The organism is Hanstruepera flava, assembly GCF_023634025.1.
Classification (GTDB): Bacteria; Bacteroidota; Bacteroidia; order Flavobacteriales; family Flavobacteriaceae; genus Hanstruepera; species Hanstruepera flava.
In genome coordinates, this window is sequence record NZ_JALJCW010000002.1 from 293,443 (window position 1) to 312,927 (window position 19,485).

The following is a 19,485-nucleotide window of genomic DNA, read 5'->3' on the forward strand; positions in this document are numbered from 1 at the left end:
TTAGTGGCTTTCGTATAATGTATATAGTTAGTTTTTGTTATATATCATCAAAATCAATGTCTGTAAAACTTTCAGGAGCTTTTGATGCGACATCGTCTGTTGATTCAGAATCGTCGTTATTTACAAATTCTTTTTTAAAGTCTTTTTGGTGACGTTCGCTTATAACTTCATCGCCTTTTTCCTGAATAATATAATCTGTCATTTCAGCTAGAATGCTATTAAATTCAGAAAAATCTTCTTTGTATAAATAAATTTTATGTTTTTTATAATGATACGAACCATCATCGTTAGTAAACTTTTTACTTTCTGTAATAGTTAAATAATAATCTCCGGCTTTAGTCGATCTTACATCAAAGAAATAGGTGCGTCTTCCTGCTCTTAATACTTTCGAAAAAATTTCTTCTTTCTCCATCATGTCATTGTTGTTCATTGTCTTAAAACTAATTAAAATCTAAATTATGAGTTCTTCAAAAATCTAAAAAAATAGGTTACGAACCAACAATTTATGAAATTTCTTTTGCTAACTTCTAATTTCGGTTTGTATGTATCACATTATCAATCGCTTAATGTGTTTGTGGTAGCTTAATGGCTTTCAGATTCACTTAATTGTTTTAAGTAAAGGTTTTTATAGTAGCCATCTTCTTCAATCAAACTATCGTGATTGCCAGATTGGACTATTTTACCGTCATCCAGAATAATAATTTTGTCAGCGTTTTTGGCAGCAGATATACGGTGGCTCACAATAATTGTTGTTTTGCCAATAGTAAGCTTTTTTAGGTTGTTTAGAATTTTTTCTTCGGTTTCTGTGTCTACTGCAGAAAGGCAGTCGTCAAACAGTAATATTTTGGGATCTTTTATTATGGCCCGAGCAATAGAAACCCGTTGTTTTTGCCCACCAGACAAGGTAATGCCTCGTTCACCTAAAATGGTATCATAGCCCTTGTTAAAACCTTTAATGTTTTTGTGGACTTGTGCATATTTTGCCGCTTGCATAACTTCATCATCAGTAGCAGATTCTTTACCAAATTTGATGTTGTTTTTAATGGAGTCTGAAAACAAAAAGGCATCTTGGGGCACATACCCAATACTGTCTCTTAAGCTGTAAAGGTTTATTTGGTCTATAGGTTTTCCATCTATGGTAAGTTTACCTTCTTTTACGTCATATAAACGACCAATTAATTCTAGTATAGTTGACTTTCCAGAACCTGTTTTGCCAATGATGGCTAAAGTTTCACCATGATTTACTTTAAACGATACGCCTTTTAAAGCGGTTATATTGGTATCGTCGTAAGTAAAAGTTACATCCTTAAACTGGATGTCACCTATAATATCTGAAGGATTGTTATTCTTATTTTGAACTTCAGATTCTATTTTTAAAAACTCGTTAATACGTTTCTGCGAAGCTTCTGCTTGTTGCACAATTGATGTTACCCAACCCACTGTGGCAACAGGCCATGTAAGCATATTGACATAAATAATAAATTCGGCGATAGTACCTATACTTTCAATTTCACCATTTATGTACTGCAAGCCACCTATGTAAATAACAATTAAATTACTAACACCAATAAGTAAAATCATCATAGGAAAGAACAATGCACTTACACGAACCAAGCTCAATTGCTTCTCACGACTACCTTCGGCAAGCTCAACAAAATTCTGATTCGTTTGGGGTTCAATGCCATACGATTTAATAATGGCAACACCACTAAAAGTTTCTTGGGTAAATGACGATAGTTTAGATAAGTATTCTTGAACAATAGTACTTCGTTTGTGAATTTCTCTACTCAACTTATAAATAGCCACTGATAAAATAGGTAGAGGAATAACAGTGTACAGCGTTAGGGTAGGGGCTGCATTGTACATATAGATTAAAGCAATTATAAATAAGGTAATTGTATTTATACTATACATAATGGCAGGACCTGCATACATGCGTACGCGTCCAACATCCTCGCTTATGCGGTTCATTAAATCGCCAGTCCGGTTTTTCTTGTAGAAGTTTAATGATAACCTCTGGTATTGCTGATAAATTTCATTTTTCAGGTCGTATTCAATGTAGCGCGATACATTTATAATGGTTTGGCGCATTAAAAAGGTAAAAAGTCCAGCGATAACTGCAGCGCCAATAATATAAATAATGGACAAAGTCAGTTCAGCTTTAAAAGCCTCTCTCGTTATCGAGCCATCCAGGCCTTTTTCTATTGCCGTGAAAATTTTACTGACTAGTCTAGGCGTAAATAACAGGAAGATTCTAGCTACAATAGTAATGAGTATTCCTGCCAGTAGTTTGTATTTATATTTATAGAAGTACTTGTTTAAGTGCTTTAGTTCTTTCATTAACGATTTGCTTTCTAATATAAAGTTTTTAACAAATTCTTATTTTAATCTTAATTATGTTGTTTAAACACTAATATTCACTTAATTTTGCATGCTCTTTTTATGAATCGTTTAAATGAGCGATTAAATATTAAATTAAATACAAATGGATACAGACATAATAAATGCAAATGAACTTCATAAAGCAGATCCTGTTTTTGGTCAGCTTTCATTCGATAATCACGAACAAATAGTTTTTTGCAACGACAAAGATACAGGTTTAAAAGCAATAATAGGTATTCATAACACAGTCTTAGGACCTGCATTGGGAGGGACAAGAATGTGGAACTATGCCAATGAATGGGAAGCTTTAAATGATGTCTTGCGTTTATCGCGTGGTATGACCTTTAAGTCGGCTATTACAGGATTAAATTTAGGTGGAGGAAAAGCCGTTATTATTGGTGATGCCAAAACCCAAAAGACACCTGAATTAATGCGAAAGTTTGGTGAGTTTGTACATTCGTTAAGCGGAAAATACATTACTGCTGAAGATGTTGGTATGACCACTGCTGATATGGATACGGTTCGTGAAGTAACACCTTATGTTACCGGAATTTCAGAGTCAATTGGAGGGGCAGGAAATCCGTCGCCAATTACAGCTTATGGTGTATTTATGGGTATGAAAGCTGCTGCAAAGTATAAGTTTGGAAGCGATGTGCTAGAAGGTAAAACGGTTTTTGTGCAGGGTATTGGTAATGTAGGTGAAGCTTTAGTAGAGCATTTGGTAGATGAAGGTGCCGAGGTTACCATTGCGGATATTAGCCAAGATAGACTGGAAGAAGTGCGTTCTAAATATGGTGTAACTATTTATGGCGGACATGATATTTATAGTGAAGATATGGATATCTATGCACCTTGTGCACTTGGGGCCACTATAAATGATGATACCATCTATAATTTAAAAGCAAAAATAGTTGCAGGAGCGGCTAATAACCAATTGGCTGTAGAAGAAAAGCATGGTAAAATATTACAAGACCGTGGTATTGTATATGCACCAGATTTCTTAATAAATGCAGGAGGTATTATTAATGTGTATGCCGAGTTGGAGGGTTACGATAGAAAAGAGATTATGCGTAAAACTGAAAACATCTATAACACGACGTTAGAGATTTTGAAGAATGCTGAAACGCATGACATAACAACTAACCATGCGGCTTTAAATATTGCAAAGCAACGCATTGAGACGAGAAAACAAGAGAATTCAAAATAATTCTTTAAAATAATAGTATTTTAGCGAGGCGATTGTGTATACTTTCGCCTCTTTAAATAAAAAGTTCTTTGTAAATATGCTAAACAGAAGACATATTCGCATAAAGGTTATGCAAACTATTTACGCTTATAAAGGCGGAGAAGGCGGAGATTTTAAAGCAGACCAAACATTTTTGTTAAGAAGTATTGAGAATATGTATTCACTTTACTTATTACAACTGTCCTTATTGGTTGAGATTCAAAAGCGTGAAGCTATTTACGTTGAGAAAACCCAACAAAAACACCTAGCTACTTCAGAAGATAAAAACCCGAATCAAAAGTTTGCAAACAATGAAGTGTTATTGTATTTAAAAAACAATACAGCACTTCAAGATGCTTTAGAAGATTATAAAGTAAAGAATTGGGAGTTAGATAACGAATATGTAGATGTGCTGTTTAAAGCTATAAAATCTAGTAGTTTGTATAGCGAATACATGCAAACCAGGACCTCTAACTTTAATGAAGACAAAAACTTCGTTATAGACATTTACAAAGAAATTATTGCGCCTAACGATAAGTTGTATGATTATTTAGAAGACCAAAATTTAACTTGGGTTGACGATTTACCGGTTATAAATACAACTATTGTAAAATTATTACGTAAGCTTAAACCTAATTCTTCGGAAAAGTACATGCTACCAGACTTGTTTAAGGACATTGACGACCGTGAGTTTGCGTTAGACTTGTTTAAAAAAACCATTTTAAACCAAAATCAGCTAAACTCCGAAATTGGAGAGAAAACAAAAAACTGGGAAGCAGACCGTATTGCCAATATCGATCAGGTATTGCTGCAAATGGCGATATGCGAACTTAAAAACTTTTCGTCTATACCAGTAAAAGTTACTATAAACGAGTATTTAGAAATTGCTAAAGAGTACTCAACCCCAAAGAGCAGTATTTTTATAAATGGTATTCTAGATAACTTGGTTAAAGAGTATCAAGAAGCCAATACCTTAAATAAAACCGGTCGTGGGTTGATGTAATTAGAAATAATTACTACATTTACGCCCCAAACAAAAATTTTTTATTATGAAAAAAGTAATATTAGGATTAAGCGCATTATGCATGATTGCATTTACATCTTGTAAAGAAGATGCTACAAAAAAGATTGATGAAAAAAATGTAGCAGAAGCTGCAGAAAGAGATGCTAACTCATCAAAATACCCTGTAATTACATTTGATAAAACAGAGCATGATTTTGGTGAAATTGAAGCTAAAACGGCTGTAGAAACTGTTTTTTCTTACACAAACACAGGAGACGCTCCTTTAGTAATTACAGATATTAAGAGTTCTTGTGGTTGTACAGTACCTCAAGATTGGAGTAAAGAGCCTTTAGCTCCAGGAGACAGTGGTCAATTTACAGTAAAGTTTAATGGTTCTGGTAAAAATAAAGTATCTAAAACAGTTACTGTAACAGCTAATACTGAAAAAGGTAAGGAAACAGTAAAAATTACTGCATTTGTAAAGCCAGACCCTAATGCTGTAGAACCAGCAAAAGCTACTATACCACAAGTTAAGTAATTTTATGGGAGAAGGTGGTTTAAGCACATTTTTGCCGTTTATTTTAATGTTTGTAGTCGTGTATTTTTTCATGATTGCACCACAGATGAAACGTCAAAAACAAGAAAAGAAATTTGCAGCTGAATTAAAAAAGGGAGACAAAGTGATTACCAAAAGTGGTATGCATGGTAAGGTTGTTGAACTTAATGATAAAGATGGCAGTTGTGTTATTGAAACTCTAGCAGGTAAAATTAAGTTTGATAAATCGGCCATATCCATGGAAATGAGCAAAAAATTGAACGCTCCAGCTAAATAGTATTCAATTATTATAAAACAAAAACTCCGAAGTCGCCTTCGGAGTTTTTTTATTTTTTGTCATTCCGCACTTGATGCGGAATCTATTAATAACTAACAATTTTTATACTTATCGTGTAAACCCACACCACTAATTATCATAGGTGTTATTTTCTCTAATCGTGATTGCTTCGTGGCTTCTCTTTTTGCAGATTCTATGTGCTCACAGTACTCACGTTGTTTACCAGGTGTTAAGGCTTTAAAACTAGCTTGTAAATCTGCGTTAGCTTTAAAAGCGGTTTGTAGTTCTTTTGGTATAGAAACCGATTTACCTTTGCGTTCTGGTTTTATTTCTTTACCTAGTTTTTGGTTTTCTATGGCTTCTTTAACGTAAGCCAGCACAGCCGCTTGGTCTATATCCTCAATATTTTCAAAACGCATTTGGCGTAAGGCTTTGGTTTTGCCTTCTTGGGCATTTACCAGTAAGTTCTTTTCATCCTTTAGAAATACACCATTAAAAAACCAAATGCCAAAATGGTTTTTAAAGGCACCTAAACCCACCACATTTTTACCATTAAGTGTATATACAGGTGCGCTCCATTTTAGGGTTTCTTCCAATTCGGTTTTAGTGATGACGTTGCGCAACAGCGTTAAGGCTTCACCAAAGTGGCTGTTGTTTTCTATATATTCTTCTACAGAGGTGACTTTTTTCATGTTTCGTTTAACGGTTTTGTGTATGGCTAGTACCTATTTTCGGTAAGAGTGAGTTACACAAATAAAGATAGATAATTTTTAGTGTATTAGAGGTATAGGTTATAGGCATTTTGAAGTTAGTTTTTAATTAGGTTAACAATTAACTTAATAATTGTATCTCTTTGTTCCGGGGAACTTTGTGCGACAGCCAATGCTAATGAAACCAATGAGTTTTCACTGATCTTTCTTTCTCCTTCTTTTGTAAGATGTATATTATTTCTTTCTAGAAACCAAACAAACACAAATGACCCTATTCTCTTATTTCCATCGCTAAATGCGTGTCCTTTTATTATCGAATAAAGAAGTTGAGCTGCTTGCTCTTCAGCTGTTGGGTATGCTAACTCACCAAATACAGTTTGAGAAATACTACCTAGTATTCCTTCAAATGATTTATCTTTTTCGTTACCGAATAATTCGCCTGCTTCACCTTTTGAAATTAGATTTTTTTTGAGTTGTTCTATTGCAGATTTAACATCCTTATAATTTATTGTATAAATAATCTCATCTGTGAGATTATCCATTGTTAGGTCTTGAGTATCATACTTATTCAGTAGTTCAAAAGATTTGGAATAATGGCTTATTATGGATAGGAATCCATCTGTAAGTTGGAGCTGATTTTTGAATGCTATTTCGTTTAAAAGGTTGATTTCAGTTTTTAGCTCTTTTATTTGTTTTGTGCTTTCCTGAAGTAATTGTTCATTTATGGTATAACCTTTTAATAAATATTCCTTTAATTTATTTGTAGCCCATTTTCTAAATTCAGTTGCTAGAGGAGATTTTACTCTATATCCGACAGATATTATTACATCTAAATTATAATGTTTTACTTCTCTTTCTATTTCTCTATCTCCCTCTTTTCGAACTTGTGCAATTTTTGCACTAGTTGAGTTTTCATCTAATTCTCCTTCTTTATAACTATTTTTAATATGTCTATTTATTACAGTTCTATCTCTACCAAATATTTCTGCAATTTGTATTTCAGTTGCCCAAAGAGTTTCTTGGTTTTCATCTAATATAACTTGATATTCAGTTTTGCCATGAGTAGGTTTAAATACAACAAGTGCTTTATCAGATTTTTTAATATTTTCTTTATTCTCTTCTAACATTAAATAGGTTTAAAATTAACTACAACTTGAGTATATGATATCATTTTAACATTTCGACTATGCTCAATGCAGGTTAATTATATACACCGTTAAACGAAGTTCGGTTATTTTTTTAACAAAGTCAAACCGCCTAGGCTTCATGCTTTTTAGCTGTCAACTCTGCAATCTTACAAATCACTTCAGTCGCTTTAATAATGCTCTCAACAGGTACATATTCATAACGTCCGTGAAAGTTATGGCCACCAGCAAAAATATTAGGACAAGGTAAGCCCATATAGCTTAATTGCGAACCATCTGTACCACCACGAATGGGTTTTATAAGTGGTTTTATGTTCAATTGTTTCATGGCTTCTTCGGCTATATCTACAATATGCATTACAGGTTCAACCTTTTCTTTCATATTGAAATATTGGTCTGAAATTTCTAGGGTTATAACTTCTCGCCCATATTGTTCGTTAAGCTCGTTGGCCAACTTTTGCATGACTTCTTTTCGTGCTTCAAAATGCCCTTTGTCGTGGTCGCGAATAATATATTGTAAAACGGTTTCTTCAACAGCTCCTTTCATATTGTGTAAATGGAAAAAGCCTTGATAGCCTTCGGTATGTTCTGGTGTTTCCATTCGTGGTAAGGAGTTGATATATTCTGTAGCTATGTACATGGAGTTTACCATTTTCCCTTTGGCATAACCAGGGTGTACAATTTTGCCTTTTACTTTTACAACGGCTCCAGCAGCATTGAAATTTTCGTATTCCAGTTCGCCTACTTGGCTGCCATCCATAGTGTAAGCCCAATCGGCTGCAAATTTTTCGACATCAAATTTGTGGGCTCCACGACCAATTTCTTCGTCTGGTGTAAAACCAATTCTAATGGTTCCATGTTTAATTTCTGGATGCTGTATTAAGTATTCCATTGCCGAAACAATTTCACATATACCTGCTTTATCATCAGCGCCTAAAAGTGTGGTGCCATCGGTTGTTATAAGAGTCTGACCTTTATACATGAGTAAATCTTCAAAATAGTCAGGAGAAAGCACAATATTTTCAGCTTCATTTAAAACAATATCTTTGCCATCGTAGTTTTCTACAATTTGAGGTTTTACGTTGGCACCTGTAAAATCCGGGCTTGTGTCAAAGTGCGATATAAACCCAATGGTAGGAACATCATGATCTACATTGCTTGGTAGCGTTGCCATGATATAAGCATTGTCGTCTATAGTAACATCTGTTAATCCTATTGATTTCAATTCATCAACCAAGGCATTGGCTAAATCCCATTGTTTTGCAGTACTCGGTGTGGTTTCAGATTCAGGATCAGATTCCGTGTCAACGGTTACGTAACTTATAAATCGATTAATGATGTGATTTTTGTCAATCATGGCTAGTTGTTTTTGCCAAAAGTAAAAATATCATTTGGGATATTAAACTATATGTTCTTGTAATTTAATTTGCCGATGGACTTTGATTACAAGTAAAATAAAATTATTTTAGCTAGCATAATTTCCTTTTAATGCGCTATTTATTACTCATTGGTTTTTTTCTGGCAGTTAATTTTTCAGCCTTATCACAAGACAAAACGTATAAAATTGGTTTTTTAATAGATAAAACCAATGACCGAATTAATGTATTGGTAGATGATTTACAGGAAGAAATTATTGCTGTTGTTGGTGAAGACGCAACGGTTGTTTTTCCTTCTAACAGAAGGTATGTAAATAATTTTAATCCCAATCTGGCTAAAGAGCAATATAACACACTGGTTTCAGAAGTGGATATTGTTATTGCCTACGGTGTAACCACTAATAAAGTTTTAACGGAAAGGGAGACCTATCCAATACCTACTATTCTTTTTGGGACAGTTAATGAGGATTTTATTGAGACGGCAAGAACTACTAAAGGCAGTGTTGAAAACTTCACCTCTATAGTAACACCACTTTCCTATGAGGAAGATTTACGCATATTTAAAGAACTGGTTGGTTGTAAGAGTGTTGGTGTTTTAATGGAGCGTGGTGCTATAGAATACAGCCCTGTTTCTGAAATTTTAGCAAAGTTATCATCAGAATTAGAACTGGAATTAACGTTGCTACCGTTTGATACTGCTCAAGATATTATTAATACGTTAGAGGGTCAAGAGGCTGTATATTTTATTGGAGGACTATACCTTACTGAAGATGAAATAAAAAATATTGCAAATGCGCTGATAGCTAAAAAAATTCCTTCGTTTACCACAACTCAAATTCGTGATGTTGAAAATGGTCTTTTGGCGACCAACAATGATCAATCTCAAATTGATCAGTTTTTTAGGCGTATTGCCTTAAGTGTCGAATCGGTTGTGGTTGATGATGTGCCCAGTGAATCATCATCTTTACTCACTGTAAATAAAAGCCTTACTATCAACTTTAATACTGCCCAGCGTATTGGTGTACCCTTAAAGTATAGCTTAATAGCAACAACAAATTTTGTTGGAGATGCTTCAGATATAGATGCAGATAAACGCTACGATTTAGTAAGTGTAATGACAGAGGTAATTGCGGAAAACTTAACACTTAAAGAGTTGCAGCAAGATGTGTTGGTTTCTGAAGAAGATACCAAGTTAGCTAAAAGTGATTATTTGCCAGATGTATTTGCTTCAGCTTCTGCAAATTATACCGATCCTGAATTTGCGGCTGCAACCAACGGTCAAAATCCAGAAGTGTTGACCGCAGGAAATATAACCCTGTCGCAAACTATATTCTCTGAAGCCGCAAATGCTAATATTGGAATACAAACGGCCTTGCAACAAGCGCAACAAGAAGAATATAATCGCGAGCAGTTAAATATTGTTTTTGAATCCGTTACGGCTTATTTTAATGCCTTAATACTTAAAGCCAATTACAAGATACAAAGTAAGAACTTAAATTTAACCAAACGTAACCTACAGATTGCTGCTCAAAACTATGATGCTGGACAATCTGGAAAATCAGATGTATTGCGTTTTAGAAGTGAGCTGGTACAAAATATGCAGGATAATGTAGAGTCGTTTAATCAGTTAAATCAAGGTTATTACGTGCTAAATCAATTGCTTAATAATCCTATAAGCTTGGTTATTGATGTTGATGATGCGGAATTGGATTCTGGTATTTTTGAAGAATATGATTACCATGCTTTTAACGATTTATTAAACGATCCTTTGGAGCGTAGACCGTTTATTCAATTCTTAATTCAGGAAGCACTTAACAACTCTCCGGAGTTGAAGTTTTTAGATTACAATTTAATAGCTACCGAACGAAGTGAAAAACTATTTGGCCCAGGCCGTTTTTTGCCAACTGTTGCCTTGCAAGGTCAATATAACCATGTGTTTTCTAGAAGTGGAGCAGGAAGTACATTTCCAGTATTCATACCAACTCCACCCGACGGCTATTATAATGTTGGCGTAAATTTAAGCTTACCCATATTTAATCAGAATAAACAAAATATCAATAAGCAAATTGCCACAATTCAAAAAGAGCAAATTCAATTTTCAACAGAGAACCTAAAGCTTCAGATTGAAAAAAATATCAATGATGCTGTATTGGAAGTCATCAACCAAATTACAAATATTGAGTTATCTAAAGTATTTGAGGAAACTGCAAAAGAAGTTTTGGAATTAACCCAGACATCTTATGAAAATGGCGCAGTTAATATCATCCAACTGTTGGATGCCCAAAACAATTACTTACAGGCGCAATTGGCCAGTAGTAATGCAACGTATAATTATTTGTTAGCCATGCTAACACTAGAACGCTATATAGGAAACTTCTTTTTACTGGAATCTCAAGAAGAACGTAACGCTTTTACAGCTCGTTTTTTAGAGTTTAAGGCCAGTATTGAAGATTAAACATAAAACGTATGATTTTAAACAAAAACTATAAATTACTATCACTTTTAATGCTTGGGTTTTTTATGGCCTGCGGTAAAAAGGAAGCACCAAAGCAAGAGGTGTTGCGCCCCGTAAAGTATACAGAAGTAAAATATGCGGGAGCAGATAAGATTAGACATTTTAGTGGTACGGCTAAAACTGAAAAAATTATCAATTTGAGTTTTAGGAATACAGGCATTATTGTAATGCTTGATATGAAATTAGGTCAGAAAGTTAAAAAAGGCGATTTATTGGCTCAACTCGATAATGTTCAGGCGCGATTGAATTATGAAAGTTCAATTGAATCACAAAACAGTGCCGAATCCCAAATGAATACCGCCAAATTAAATTTAAACCGGGTCAGAACCTTGTACGAAAAAGGTAGCTCTTCATTAAGTGATTATGAAGCTGCTAAAAACTCTTACCGCACTGCAGTAGCCAGTTTTGAATCGTCTAAACGTAGTGTATCCATTCAAGCCGACCAAATTAAGTTTGGATACCTATATGCACCAGAAGATGGGGCTATAGCTTCGGTTGTTGCTGAAGTTGATGAAAACGTTTCACCTGGTCAAACTATAGGTGTATTAAATGCAGGATCAGCAATAGAAATTGAAATTGGCCTTCCAGAGAGCGTTATTAACAATGTGTACAAAGGCATGAAGGTTAAGGTGTCGTTTACGGCTATTGGAAACAAACAATATAATGGTGAGGTTACCGAGGTTGCTCCAGCATTAGATAGCAATACGTCTACTTATCCAATTCGTGTAACTATTCTTGATGATGACGAGCGTATAAAAAGTGGTATGGCCGCCAGTGTTACCTTTGAATTTGTTACAAGCCAAAGCGAGGAGCGTAAATTGGTAATACCACCAGTTAGTGTGGGAGAAGACGGAGATAATCGTTTCGTATTTGTTATTGATGGTGCAGAGGGGAATTATGTTATTAAGCGCCAAACTATTGAAATAGGTGAGTTGACTGCTGAAGGTTTTGAAATTGATTCGGGTTTAGAGGAAGGTCAAAAAATAGCAACAGCTGGGTTGCAAACCCTTTTAGATGGTCAAAAAGTTAAATTAAATTAAGCGCAATACATGAATTTAGCCAAGTTTTCAATAGAGCGCAATAGAATTACCTTTACTGTTTTAGCTACTATCGTTTTGATGGGTATTGTCTTGTATCAAGGTTTATCACGAGATAGTATGCCACCTTATACGGTTCGTGTTGCTAATATTGTAACCAATTTTCCAGGTGCTAGTCCAGAACGTGTTGAGCTGCTTGTAACCGATAAGGTTGAAAAGGTCTCACAGGAGTTACCTGAATTAAAAGAAGTAACCAGTACATCACGAGCAGGTCTTTCGGTAGTTACTGTAGAATTAAAAGATGAAGTAAGACCTGAAAAACTGCAACCGGTTTGGGATAGATTAAGACGAAAACTTGATGCTTTAGAAGGCCTCCCTTCAAATGTAGTCCCTTTTTTAGATGATGATGGTATTGGAGAAGTGTTTGGAATTGCCGTCGGTATCATTTCAGATGGTTACTCCTATGCAGAAGCAAAAGAGTATGTTGACGATATTAAAGACGATTTAATAAAACTGGATTTTGCTGCTAAAGTGGAGTTGGGAGGTGTACAGGATGAGCGCGTATTTGTTGAATTTGATAATGCCCGATTAAAAGAATATGGTCTTTCAGCTTCAAAATTGCAACAAGCTATTGGAGCTACAAACATATTAAGTTCGGGTGGTCAGGTTAATTTAGACAGTGAACGTATTATTTTAGAACCAACAGGGAACTTTAATTCGGTACAAGACATAAAAAATACTTTAATTCCAGTTGGAGACGGAACTCAAATGGTTTATTTGGGCGATATAACAAACATTGTTAAAGGTTATATCGATCCACCTACACAAATTGTAAAAGTGAACGGTAAAGAAGCCATTTCTATGCACATTAGCTTAAAAGAAGGTGCTAACGTTATTCAATTGGGTGAAGATGTTAATAAAGTAATGGCTGAATGGGAAACAAGACTTCCGGTTGGCTTGGAACTTGTTAGGTTGGCTTCGTTAGATACCTATATTGATGTTAAGATTAGCGATTTTATCGTCAATCTTATGCAATCCATTGTTATAGTACTACTGGTAATGCTCATATTTTTGGGTGTTAGAACAGGAGCTATTATAGCCAGTTTAATTCCGCTTGTTACCATAATGACCTTAATGCTCATGGGTGTGATTAGTATGGGGTTAAACCAAGTAACACTGGCTGCATTAATTATGGCATTGGGTATGATGGTAGATAATGCTATTGTTGTTGCCGAAACCATTATGGTAAAAATGGAAAATGGAGCTAAAGCGAAAACGGCTGCAATTGATGCCTGTTCAGAATTGTTTACGCCATTATTAATTTCTACGTTAACCACATCGGCAGCATTTTTAGCGTTTTATTTGGCGGAATCAACCATGGGAGATATTGTTGGGCCAATTTTCGTGGTAATTTCAATGGCTTTGTTGTCATCATGGATATTAGCACTAACAGTAATTACTTTGTTTTGCGTTTTATTTTTAAAAATAAAACCTAAAGCTGAACGCGAACCAAGTACTATTGATAAAGTAATTTATAAACTGAAGGGGTATTATAAAGATTTGATTTTAAAAGCTTTATCAATTAAGGCAACGGTGCTTTTGGTAATTGTTGGTTTGTTTATTTTGTCGTTATACGGTTTTACTAAAATTCCGTTTATTTTCTTTCCAGATAGTGATCGTAACATGATTACGGTAGATATTAATCTAACCCAAGGGACTCGCATTGAGCGAACCCAAGAATTAGTTGAAGAATTAGAAGTTTATATGCGCGATTCGTTATTGGTTAATGCCAATCGTGAAAACGGTATTACCGATTGGTCTTCTTATGTTGGTAAAGGACCCGAATCCTATGATTTAGGTTACACACCTGACGAACCCGATGCGAGTTATGGGCATATGCTTGTAAATGTTTCTGATGCGATTTACAATAACGAATTGGTAAATAAACTGGATGCTTTTTGTTACGACAACTTTCCAGAAGCTGATGTTAAGGTAAGTCTTTTAGGTTCAGGAGGTGGTGGTACACCTATTGAGGTAAAAATATCTGGCGATAATCCCGATGTATTGGCAGCCTTATCAGAACAAACCAAACAAAAGTTATCAAAAATTACTGGAACCAAAAATGTTAAAGATGATTGGGGGCCAAAAAGTAAAAAGTTTGTGGTGGATATCGATCAGAATAAAGCACGTTTAGCAGGTGTTTCCAATCAGGATATAGCGACTTCCTTGCAAACGGTATTGGATGGTTTTCAAACAGGTGAATATCGCGAAGACGATAAGTCAATCCCTATTCTTATGCGAAGTGATGGTAGTCAACAGCAAACATTGGCTTCCATTGAAACTTTAAATATTTATGCCCAAAATACTGGCAAAAGTGTACCATTGAGTCAAGTGGCTACTATTGTTCCAGAATGGCAATACGCCAAAATAAAACGATTGGATATTGATAGAACTATTGTGGTTTCTAGTGAGTTGAATGATGATGGTAATGCTTCGGCTATTATGAAAGAAATTACACCTTGGATAGAGAATGAGTCCAAATCTTGGCCAGAAGGTTACACTTATAAGTTTGGCGGTGATGCTGAAAACACGGCTGAAAATATGGGAGCAGTAATTGGATATTTACCTTTGTCAGGATTCATCATTATATTATTGCTTATTATTCAATTTAATTCAGTTAGAAAAACAATCATGGTGGCTTCAACCATTCCATTAGGAATTATTGGTGTAGTCATTGGGCTTCTAATATTTCAGGAACCATTCGGTTTTATGCCATTTTTGGGTGTGATATCGTTGGCTGGAATTGTAATCAATAATGCCATTGTTTTAATAGATAGGATGCAAATTGAAGAGCACGAAATGAACAGACCTATTCAGGATGCAATAATTGCAGCTTGCTTACAGCGCTTCAGACCTATTTTATTGGCGACCTTTACTACCGTTTTGGGTTTAATTCCGTTGTATTTGAGTGGCGGCGAAATGTGGGAAGGTATGGCTGTCAGTATCATGGTTGGATTATTATTTGGTACGTTTATAACATTGTTGTTTATCCCATCTTTTTACAGTGTGCTTTACAAAGTGCATTATAAAGACTATACGTTTAATGAAGATCTAATGAATGATTAGTATGGTTTTGAAGAAGCTATATGTACATCGATTTGAGTTGTTCTTTTTTAGTCTTATTTGCGTGCTTTTCGGTTCTTTATTTTTTCCAAAAGACCTATTTGCAAATAGTATTTCTCCAATATTGTTTTTAGTGAATATACTATCTGGAATTCTCTTTTTCATAAAAACCAAAAGGCAGGTCTTAATTGTTATTGGAATATTCGTTTTAGTACTGGCCATTTTTTTATTTATGACTGTTGGAAATAATGAAGACGACTCTATTAGATATATAAGACTGGTAGCTTACTTTGCATTTTATTGTTTAGTCACTTATCAAATAATACGCCAAGTATGGAATGCAAAAACAGTAACTAGAAGCGTAATTTTTGGTTTAATGAGTGGTTATGTGTCATTGGGTCTTCTAGGGTTTTTTACATTTTTTTGTATAGAATTGGTTGCTCCAGGCTCTTTTAATGGTATTCCCTTTGATATGCCAATAGCGTCTAAAATTGAAGAGCTAATTTATTTTAGTTACATCACACTATTAACCATAGGATATGGCGATATTACTCCAAACGCAGAGATAGTGCAAAAAGCCTCTGTATTAGTAGGTATGGTTGGTCAATTTTATTTGGTGATTGTTACCGCAGTTGTTATTGAAAAGTATATTAGACATACACAAAAAGACTAATATTGGATGGTAAACATCGATTAGAATTGTATTTTTGCAGCATAAAAGAGGCAACATGTATAAAGTACTTATCCGACCACTATTTTTTCTTTTTGATCCAGAGAAAATTCATCATTTTACGTTTTCAACTATTCGTTTTTTTAACAAACTACCTTTTGTTTCTAGTATTATAAATAGCCTTTATAAAGTTGAAGATGAACGATTGGAACGCGAATTATTTGGGTTGAAATTCAAGAATCCAGTGGGTTTAGCAGCAGGTTTTGATAAGGATGCCAAACTATTCAACGAATTGTCGAATTTCGGATTTGGTTTTGTAGAAATAGGAACACTAACACCAAAACCTCAAGATGGCAATCCGAAAAAACGGTTGTTTCGATTACAATCCGATTCAGCTATAATAAATAGAATGGGTTTTAATAATGGTGGTGTAGATGCTGCTGTTGAAAGACTAAAGAAAAATAAAGGTGTTTTAATTGGAGGTAATATTGGAAAAAACAAAGTGACACCTAACGAGAAAGCTGTAGAGGATTATAAAACATGTTTTGAAGCACTATTTAAATATGTCGATTATTTTGTAGTTAATGTGAGTTCGCCAAATACACCTAATTTACGCGAACTGCAAGATAAGGAGCCGCTTACAAAATTGTTACAAACACTTAAAGATTTAAATAGCAAAAAGCGCAAGCCAAAACCTATATTATTAAAAATAGCACCAGATTTAACGGATTCGCAATTGTTGGACATTATAGACATCGTTAAAGACACTAAAATTAATGGTGTTATCGCAACCAATACCACTATTTCACGAAATGGATTGACAAGTGCTAATAAAACTGAAACAGGTGGTTTAAGTGGTAAACCACTGGCTAATCGTTCTACAGAAGTTATTCGGTTTTTATCAGAGAAAAGTAATAAGGCCTTTCCAATTATTGGAGTTGGTGGTATTCATTCAGTACAAGACGCTTTAGATAAGTTTAATGCTGGAGCCGATTTAATACAACTTTACACGGGTTTTATTTATGAAGGACCTAAACTTATCAAGCAGATTAATAAAGCCATTATTAATGGATAATAATCTTTTTTAAAACAGACTCTTCATTTTTAAATTTCATATTAACAAGGTAAACTCCTTTTTTTAGATTGGCGACATTAATAGTTTGAAGCTTATTATTTTTAGTGTTTGCCACCTTTAAGATTTGTTTGCCCAATACATTGTAAATGGTAGTTTCTGTTACTACATTGTTGGGAGCTGAAGCAATATTGAAATTTGTTGTCGTTGGGTTTGGGAACAACTTAACAGATTCGCTTTGAAATTCTTCTACTCCTAAAACATCTTGAAGTGAAATGGTAAGTGTTCCTATTTTTTGGTCATTAAAAGGACTAATGTTAACCAAACTGGTAATTACACCTTGAGGATTTGAATCGGCGTTGGCAGATGTATAGTTGACACCATCATCAGTACCGGCATCATAAGGATACAAATCAATAGAAATAGTGGTCCTCCAAGAATCGTTCGCTCTTAAATTAATGCCGCTTATTGCTATCATCCAATCTGGACTCGGAGCAATCATTGAAACTAACGTTAAAAGCGGGTAATCTTCGCTAACCTCTAAAGCCATAATCTCAATAGTACCTGTAGCATGGGCTAATGAGCTTCCGTTTATATACTGTTCGGCGTTTCCATTGTTTATGGCTTGCTCCACTTCAATGGCCATAAAAACAGTATTGTCTCCCAATTCTGCAACATCTTCAATACCTTGAGTTGCCAATTGTCCCATTTCTAGAAATGTGACATTGCTATTGTGGTTGGCTCCAACTAGTCTAGACCAATGTGCATTGGTTGGAAGTGTACCATGATCAGTTGAATTCCAAGAACTCGTAAATATTATATCATATGTAGCTATAGACTGCGAGTATGTAATATTCGTAATAATAAAAGCTAATATTGAGTAGAGTAGAGTAGTTATTTTCATAGCCAAAGCGTTTAATATTAGGTCGCTTAATTAGCAATTGCTTACAATTTCTTTTTGACTATTTTTGGTTTGTAATTAAAATAATTAATCATAGAAATACTATTATCTTTTATTCTGGCTACATCAATATTAGCTATTTCGCCTGGACCAGATAACATTTATGTGTTAACACAAAGTGTGGTAAATGGGTTTAAATATGGCTTGGCAACGACCTTTGGGCTTATTACTGGGTGTATAATTCATACCACATTATTGGCTTTTGGAGTATCACTAATTATCAAAGAGAGTGAAACGCTTTTTTTTGTTATAAAGCTTTTAGGTGCATTGTATTTAGTATTCTTGGCTTTTAAGGTTTATAAAAGCCATAGTACTATAAATTTATCTAACGAACACATCCCAAAGAAAACGTATGGTCAACTTTTTAAACAAGGGTTTATTATGAATGTGCTGAACCCAAAGGTTACCATCTTTTTTTTAGCTTTTTTTCCAGGATTTTTGTTTAGCGACACATTAAGTACGGTTCTTCAGTTTTATGTCTTAGGTTTTGTTTTTATGGCTGTATCCTTAATTATTTTTTCAACTATAGCGTTATTGTCAGGAACAATATCAGATTACATTAAATCACATAAAAATGTTGGGGCTGTATTAAAATGGCTTCAAATAGTGGTGTTTATAGGTATTGCAATTTTAATTTTAATCTGACGATAGTGTTTAACTTTAATAAAAAAACATTCCTTTGGGTAATATTGAGCTTTATTGTTTTTACAATAGTTGGTACACTTTCCCACGAAATAGGCCATATAGCCATTGCTAAATATTTTGGTTATGAAACGTATTTAAGTTATGGTAGTATGTATCATTTGCCTAAAGACTATAACCAGGATAAAAATGTTATAGAATTAGAAGAGTTGGAGCAAAAGTTTCAAGATGAAGGAATAACAAATATTGAAGAATTAGATAAGAAAGTATTAGACCATTACAATAATTTGGTTGCCGAAATTCAAGAGAAATTTCCAAACAATAAAACTCATGATTTATTGATAACTATTGGTGGTCCAGTGCAAACCATTTTAACGTGTTTGATAGGGCTTTTTATACTTTACTTCAGAAAATCAAAACATCGTAGTGATTTTAAATTTCTAGACTGGTTGGGTGTTTTTCTGGCATTGTTCATTTTACGTGAAGTTTTTAATACAGTTACAGCAACTTTAACAATGTTTATTTCTGGCTCAACTCAATTTTATGGCGATGAATTTAGAACATCAAGCGCATTGGGATTAAACCAATGGGTAGTTCCAATAATAACCATGTTAATGGGTTTAGCTGTTTCTATGTTTATCATTTTTAAGATTATTCCTTTTAAGTATAGATTCACTTTTATTGTTTCTGGTTTTATTGGTGGTATTTTAGGATTTGGTATTTGGTTTGGATTTTTAGGAAAATGGTTATTTCCAGAAGCTATTAGTTTTTGATAAAACATTTTTGCAGAT

Annotated in this window: 17 protein-coding genes; 11 read left to right on the top strand and 6 right to left on the bottom strand. The window is 34.3% G+C overall.

What is annotated here, in order from left to right; all coding sequences use genetic code 11:
* Positions 1-37: 37 nt before the first annotated feature.
* Together MTX13_RS08840 and MTX13_RS08845 are read right to left on the bottom strand one after the other, a co-directional pair.
* On the bottom strand, positions 38-430 hold the full coding sequence (locus tag MTX13_RS08840) for a PUR family DNA/RNA-binding protein (protein WP_250434210.1): 393 nt from the start codon (positions 428-430) through the stop codon (positions 38-40).
* 152 nt (positions 431-582) lie between these two features.
* Positions 583-2,340, bottom strand: a complete 1,758-nt coding sequence (locus tag MTX13_RS08845; protein WP_250434211.1) for an ABC transporter ATP-binding protein — start codon at positions 2,338-2,340, stop codon at positions 583-585.
* 145 nt (positions 2,341-2,485) lie between these two features.
* On the opposite strand from MTX13_RS08845, the gene MTX13_RS08850 reads away from it, so the two are divergent.
* From MTX13_RS08850 to yajC, 4 genes are all read left to right on the top strand, one after another.
* A complete protein-coding gene (locus tag MTX13_RS08850) occupies positions 2,486-3,589 on the top strand; it encodes a Glu/Leu/Phe/Val family dehydrogenase (RefSeq protein ID WP_250434212.1) in 1,104 nt (367 codons plus the stop codon).
* A 76-nt stretch (positions 3,590-3,665) separates the two neighbouring features.
* Positions 3,666-4,610 carry a transcription antitermination factor NusB gene (nusB, locus tag MTX13_RS08855; protein ID WP_250434213.1) on the top strand — a complete coding sequence of 315 codons (945 nt, stop codon included), beginning with the start codon at positions 3,666-3,668 and terminating at the stop codon, positions 4,608-4,610.
* 46 nt (positions 4,611-4,656) lie between these two features.
* Complete coding sequence (locus tag MTX13_RS08860) at positions 4,657-5,148, top strand: DUF1573 domain-containing protein (protein ID WP_250434214.1); 492 nt, start codon at positions 4,657-4,659, stop codon at positions 5,146-5,148.
* A 4-nt stretch (positions 5,149-5,152) separates the two neighbouring features.
* Positions 5,153-5,443: a preprotein translocase subunit YajC gene (gene yajC, locus MTX13_RS08865; RefSeq protein ID WP_250434215.1), complete on the top strand. Its 291-nt coding sequence runs from the start codon at positions 5,153-5,155 to the stop codon at positions 5,441-5,443.
* Positions 5,444-5,535: 92 nt separating this feature from the next.
* Here yajC and MTX13_RS08870 read toward each other — a convergent pair whose 3' ends face one another.
* The 3 genes from MTX13_RS08870 to pepT form a co-directional block, all read right to left on the bottom strand.
* On the bottom strand, positions 5,536-6,135 hold the full coding sequence (locus MTX13_RS08870; RefSeq protein ID WP_250434216.1) for a YdeI/OmpD-associated family protein: 600 nt from the start codon (positions 6,133-6,135) through the stop codon (positions 5,536-5,538).
* A 116-nt stretch (positions 6,136-6,251) separates the two neighbouring features.
* Entirely contained in the window at positions 6,252-7,280 is a 1,029-nt protein-coding gene (rhuM, locus tag MTX13_RS08875; RefSeq protein WP_250434217.1) for a virulence protein RhuM/Fic/DOC family protein, read from the bottom strand.
* A gap of 130 nt (positions 7,281-7,410) precedes the next feature.
* The gene (pepT, locus tag MTX13_RS08880; protein ID WP_250434219.1) at positions 7,411-8,655 is read right to left on the bottom strand and encodes a peptidase T; all 1,245 of its coding nucleotides are present in this window, start codon (positions 8,653-8,655) and stop codon (positions 7,411-7,413) included.
* A 131-nt stretch (positions 8,656-8,786) separates the two neighbouring features.
* Here pepT and MTX13_RS08885 point away from each other — a divergent pair, with 131 nt between their 5' ends.
* The 5 genes from MTX13_RS08885 to MTX13_RS08905 all read left to right on the top strand — a co-directional run bounded on the left by MTX13_RS08885 (position 8,787) and on the right by MTX13_RS08905 (position 17,094).
* Positions 8,787-11,129, top strand: coding sequence for a TolC family protein (locus MTX13_RS08885; RefSeq protein WP_250434221.1), 2,343 nt, complete (start codon positions 8,787-8,789; stop codon positions 11,127-11,129).
* A gap of 11 nt (positions 11,130-11,140) precedes the next feature.
* On the top strand, positions 11,141-12,229 hold the full coding sequence (locus tag MTX13_RS08890) for an efflux RND transporter periplasmic adaptor subunit (protein ID WP_250434223.1): 1,089 nt from the start codon (positions 11,141-11,143) through the stop codon (positions 12,227-12,229).
* 9 nt (positions 12,230-12,238) lie between these two features.
* Positions 12,239-15,352 carry an efflux RND transporter permease subunit gene (locus MTX13_RS08895; RefSeq protein WP_250434225.1) on the top strand — a complete coding sequence of 1,038 codons (3,114 nt, stop codon included), beginning with the start codon at positions 12,239-12,241 and terminating at the stop codon, positions 15,350-15,352.
* A 130-nt stretch (positions 15,353-15,482) separates the two neighbouring features.
* Entirely contained in the window at positions 15,483-16,022 is a 540-nt protein-coding gene (locus MTX13_RS14430; RefSeq protein WP_250434226.1) for an ion channel, read from the top strand.
* Between the two features lie 55 nt (positions 16,023-16,077).
* A complete protein-coding gene (locus MTX13_RS08905) occupies positions 16,078-17,094 on the top strand; it encodes a quinone-dependent dihydroorotate dehydrogenase (RefSeq protein WP_250434228.1) in 1,017 nt (338 codons plus the stop codon).
* Here MTX13_RS08905 and MTX13_RS08910 read toward each other — a convergent pair.
* Positions 17,084-17,995 (bottom strand): T9SS type A sorting domain-containing protein, encoded by a 912-nt coding sequence (locus MTX13_RS08910; protein WP_250434230.1) that lies wholly within the window; start codon positions 17,993-17,995, stop codon positions 17,084-17,086. The genes MTX13_RS08905 and MTX13_RS08910 overlap by 11 nt on opposite strands.
* Positions 17,996-18,082: 87 nt before the next feature.
* On the opposite strand from MTX13_RS08910, the gene MTX13_RS08915 reads away from it, so the two are divergent.
* Complete coding sequence (locus tag MTX13_RS08915; RefSeq protein ID WP_250434550.1) at positions 18,083-18,697, top strand: LysE family translocator; 615 nt, start codon at positions 18,083-18,085, stop codon at positions 18,695-18,697.
* 5 nt (positions 18,698-18,702) lie between these two features.
* On the top strand, positions 18,703-19,467 hold the full coding sequence (locus MTX13_RS08920; RefSeq protein ID WP_250434232.1) for a hypothetical protein: 765 nt from the start codon (positions 18,703-18,705) through the stop codon (positions 19,465-19,467).
* Positions 19,468-19,485 lie beyond the last annotated feature (18 nt).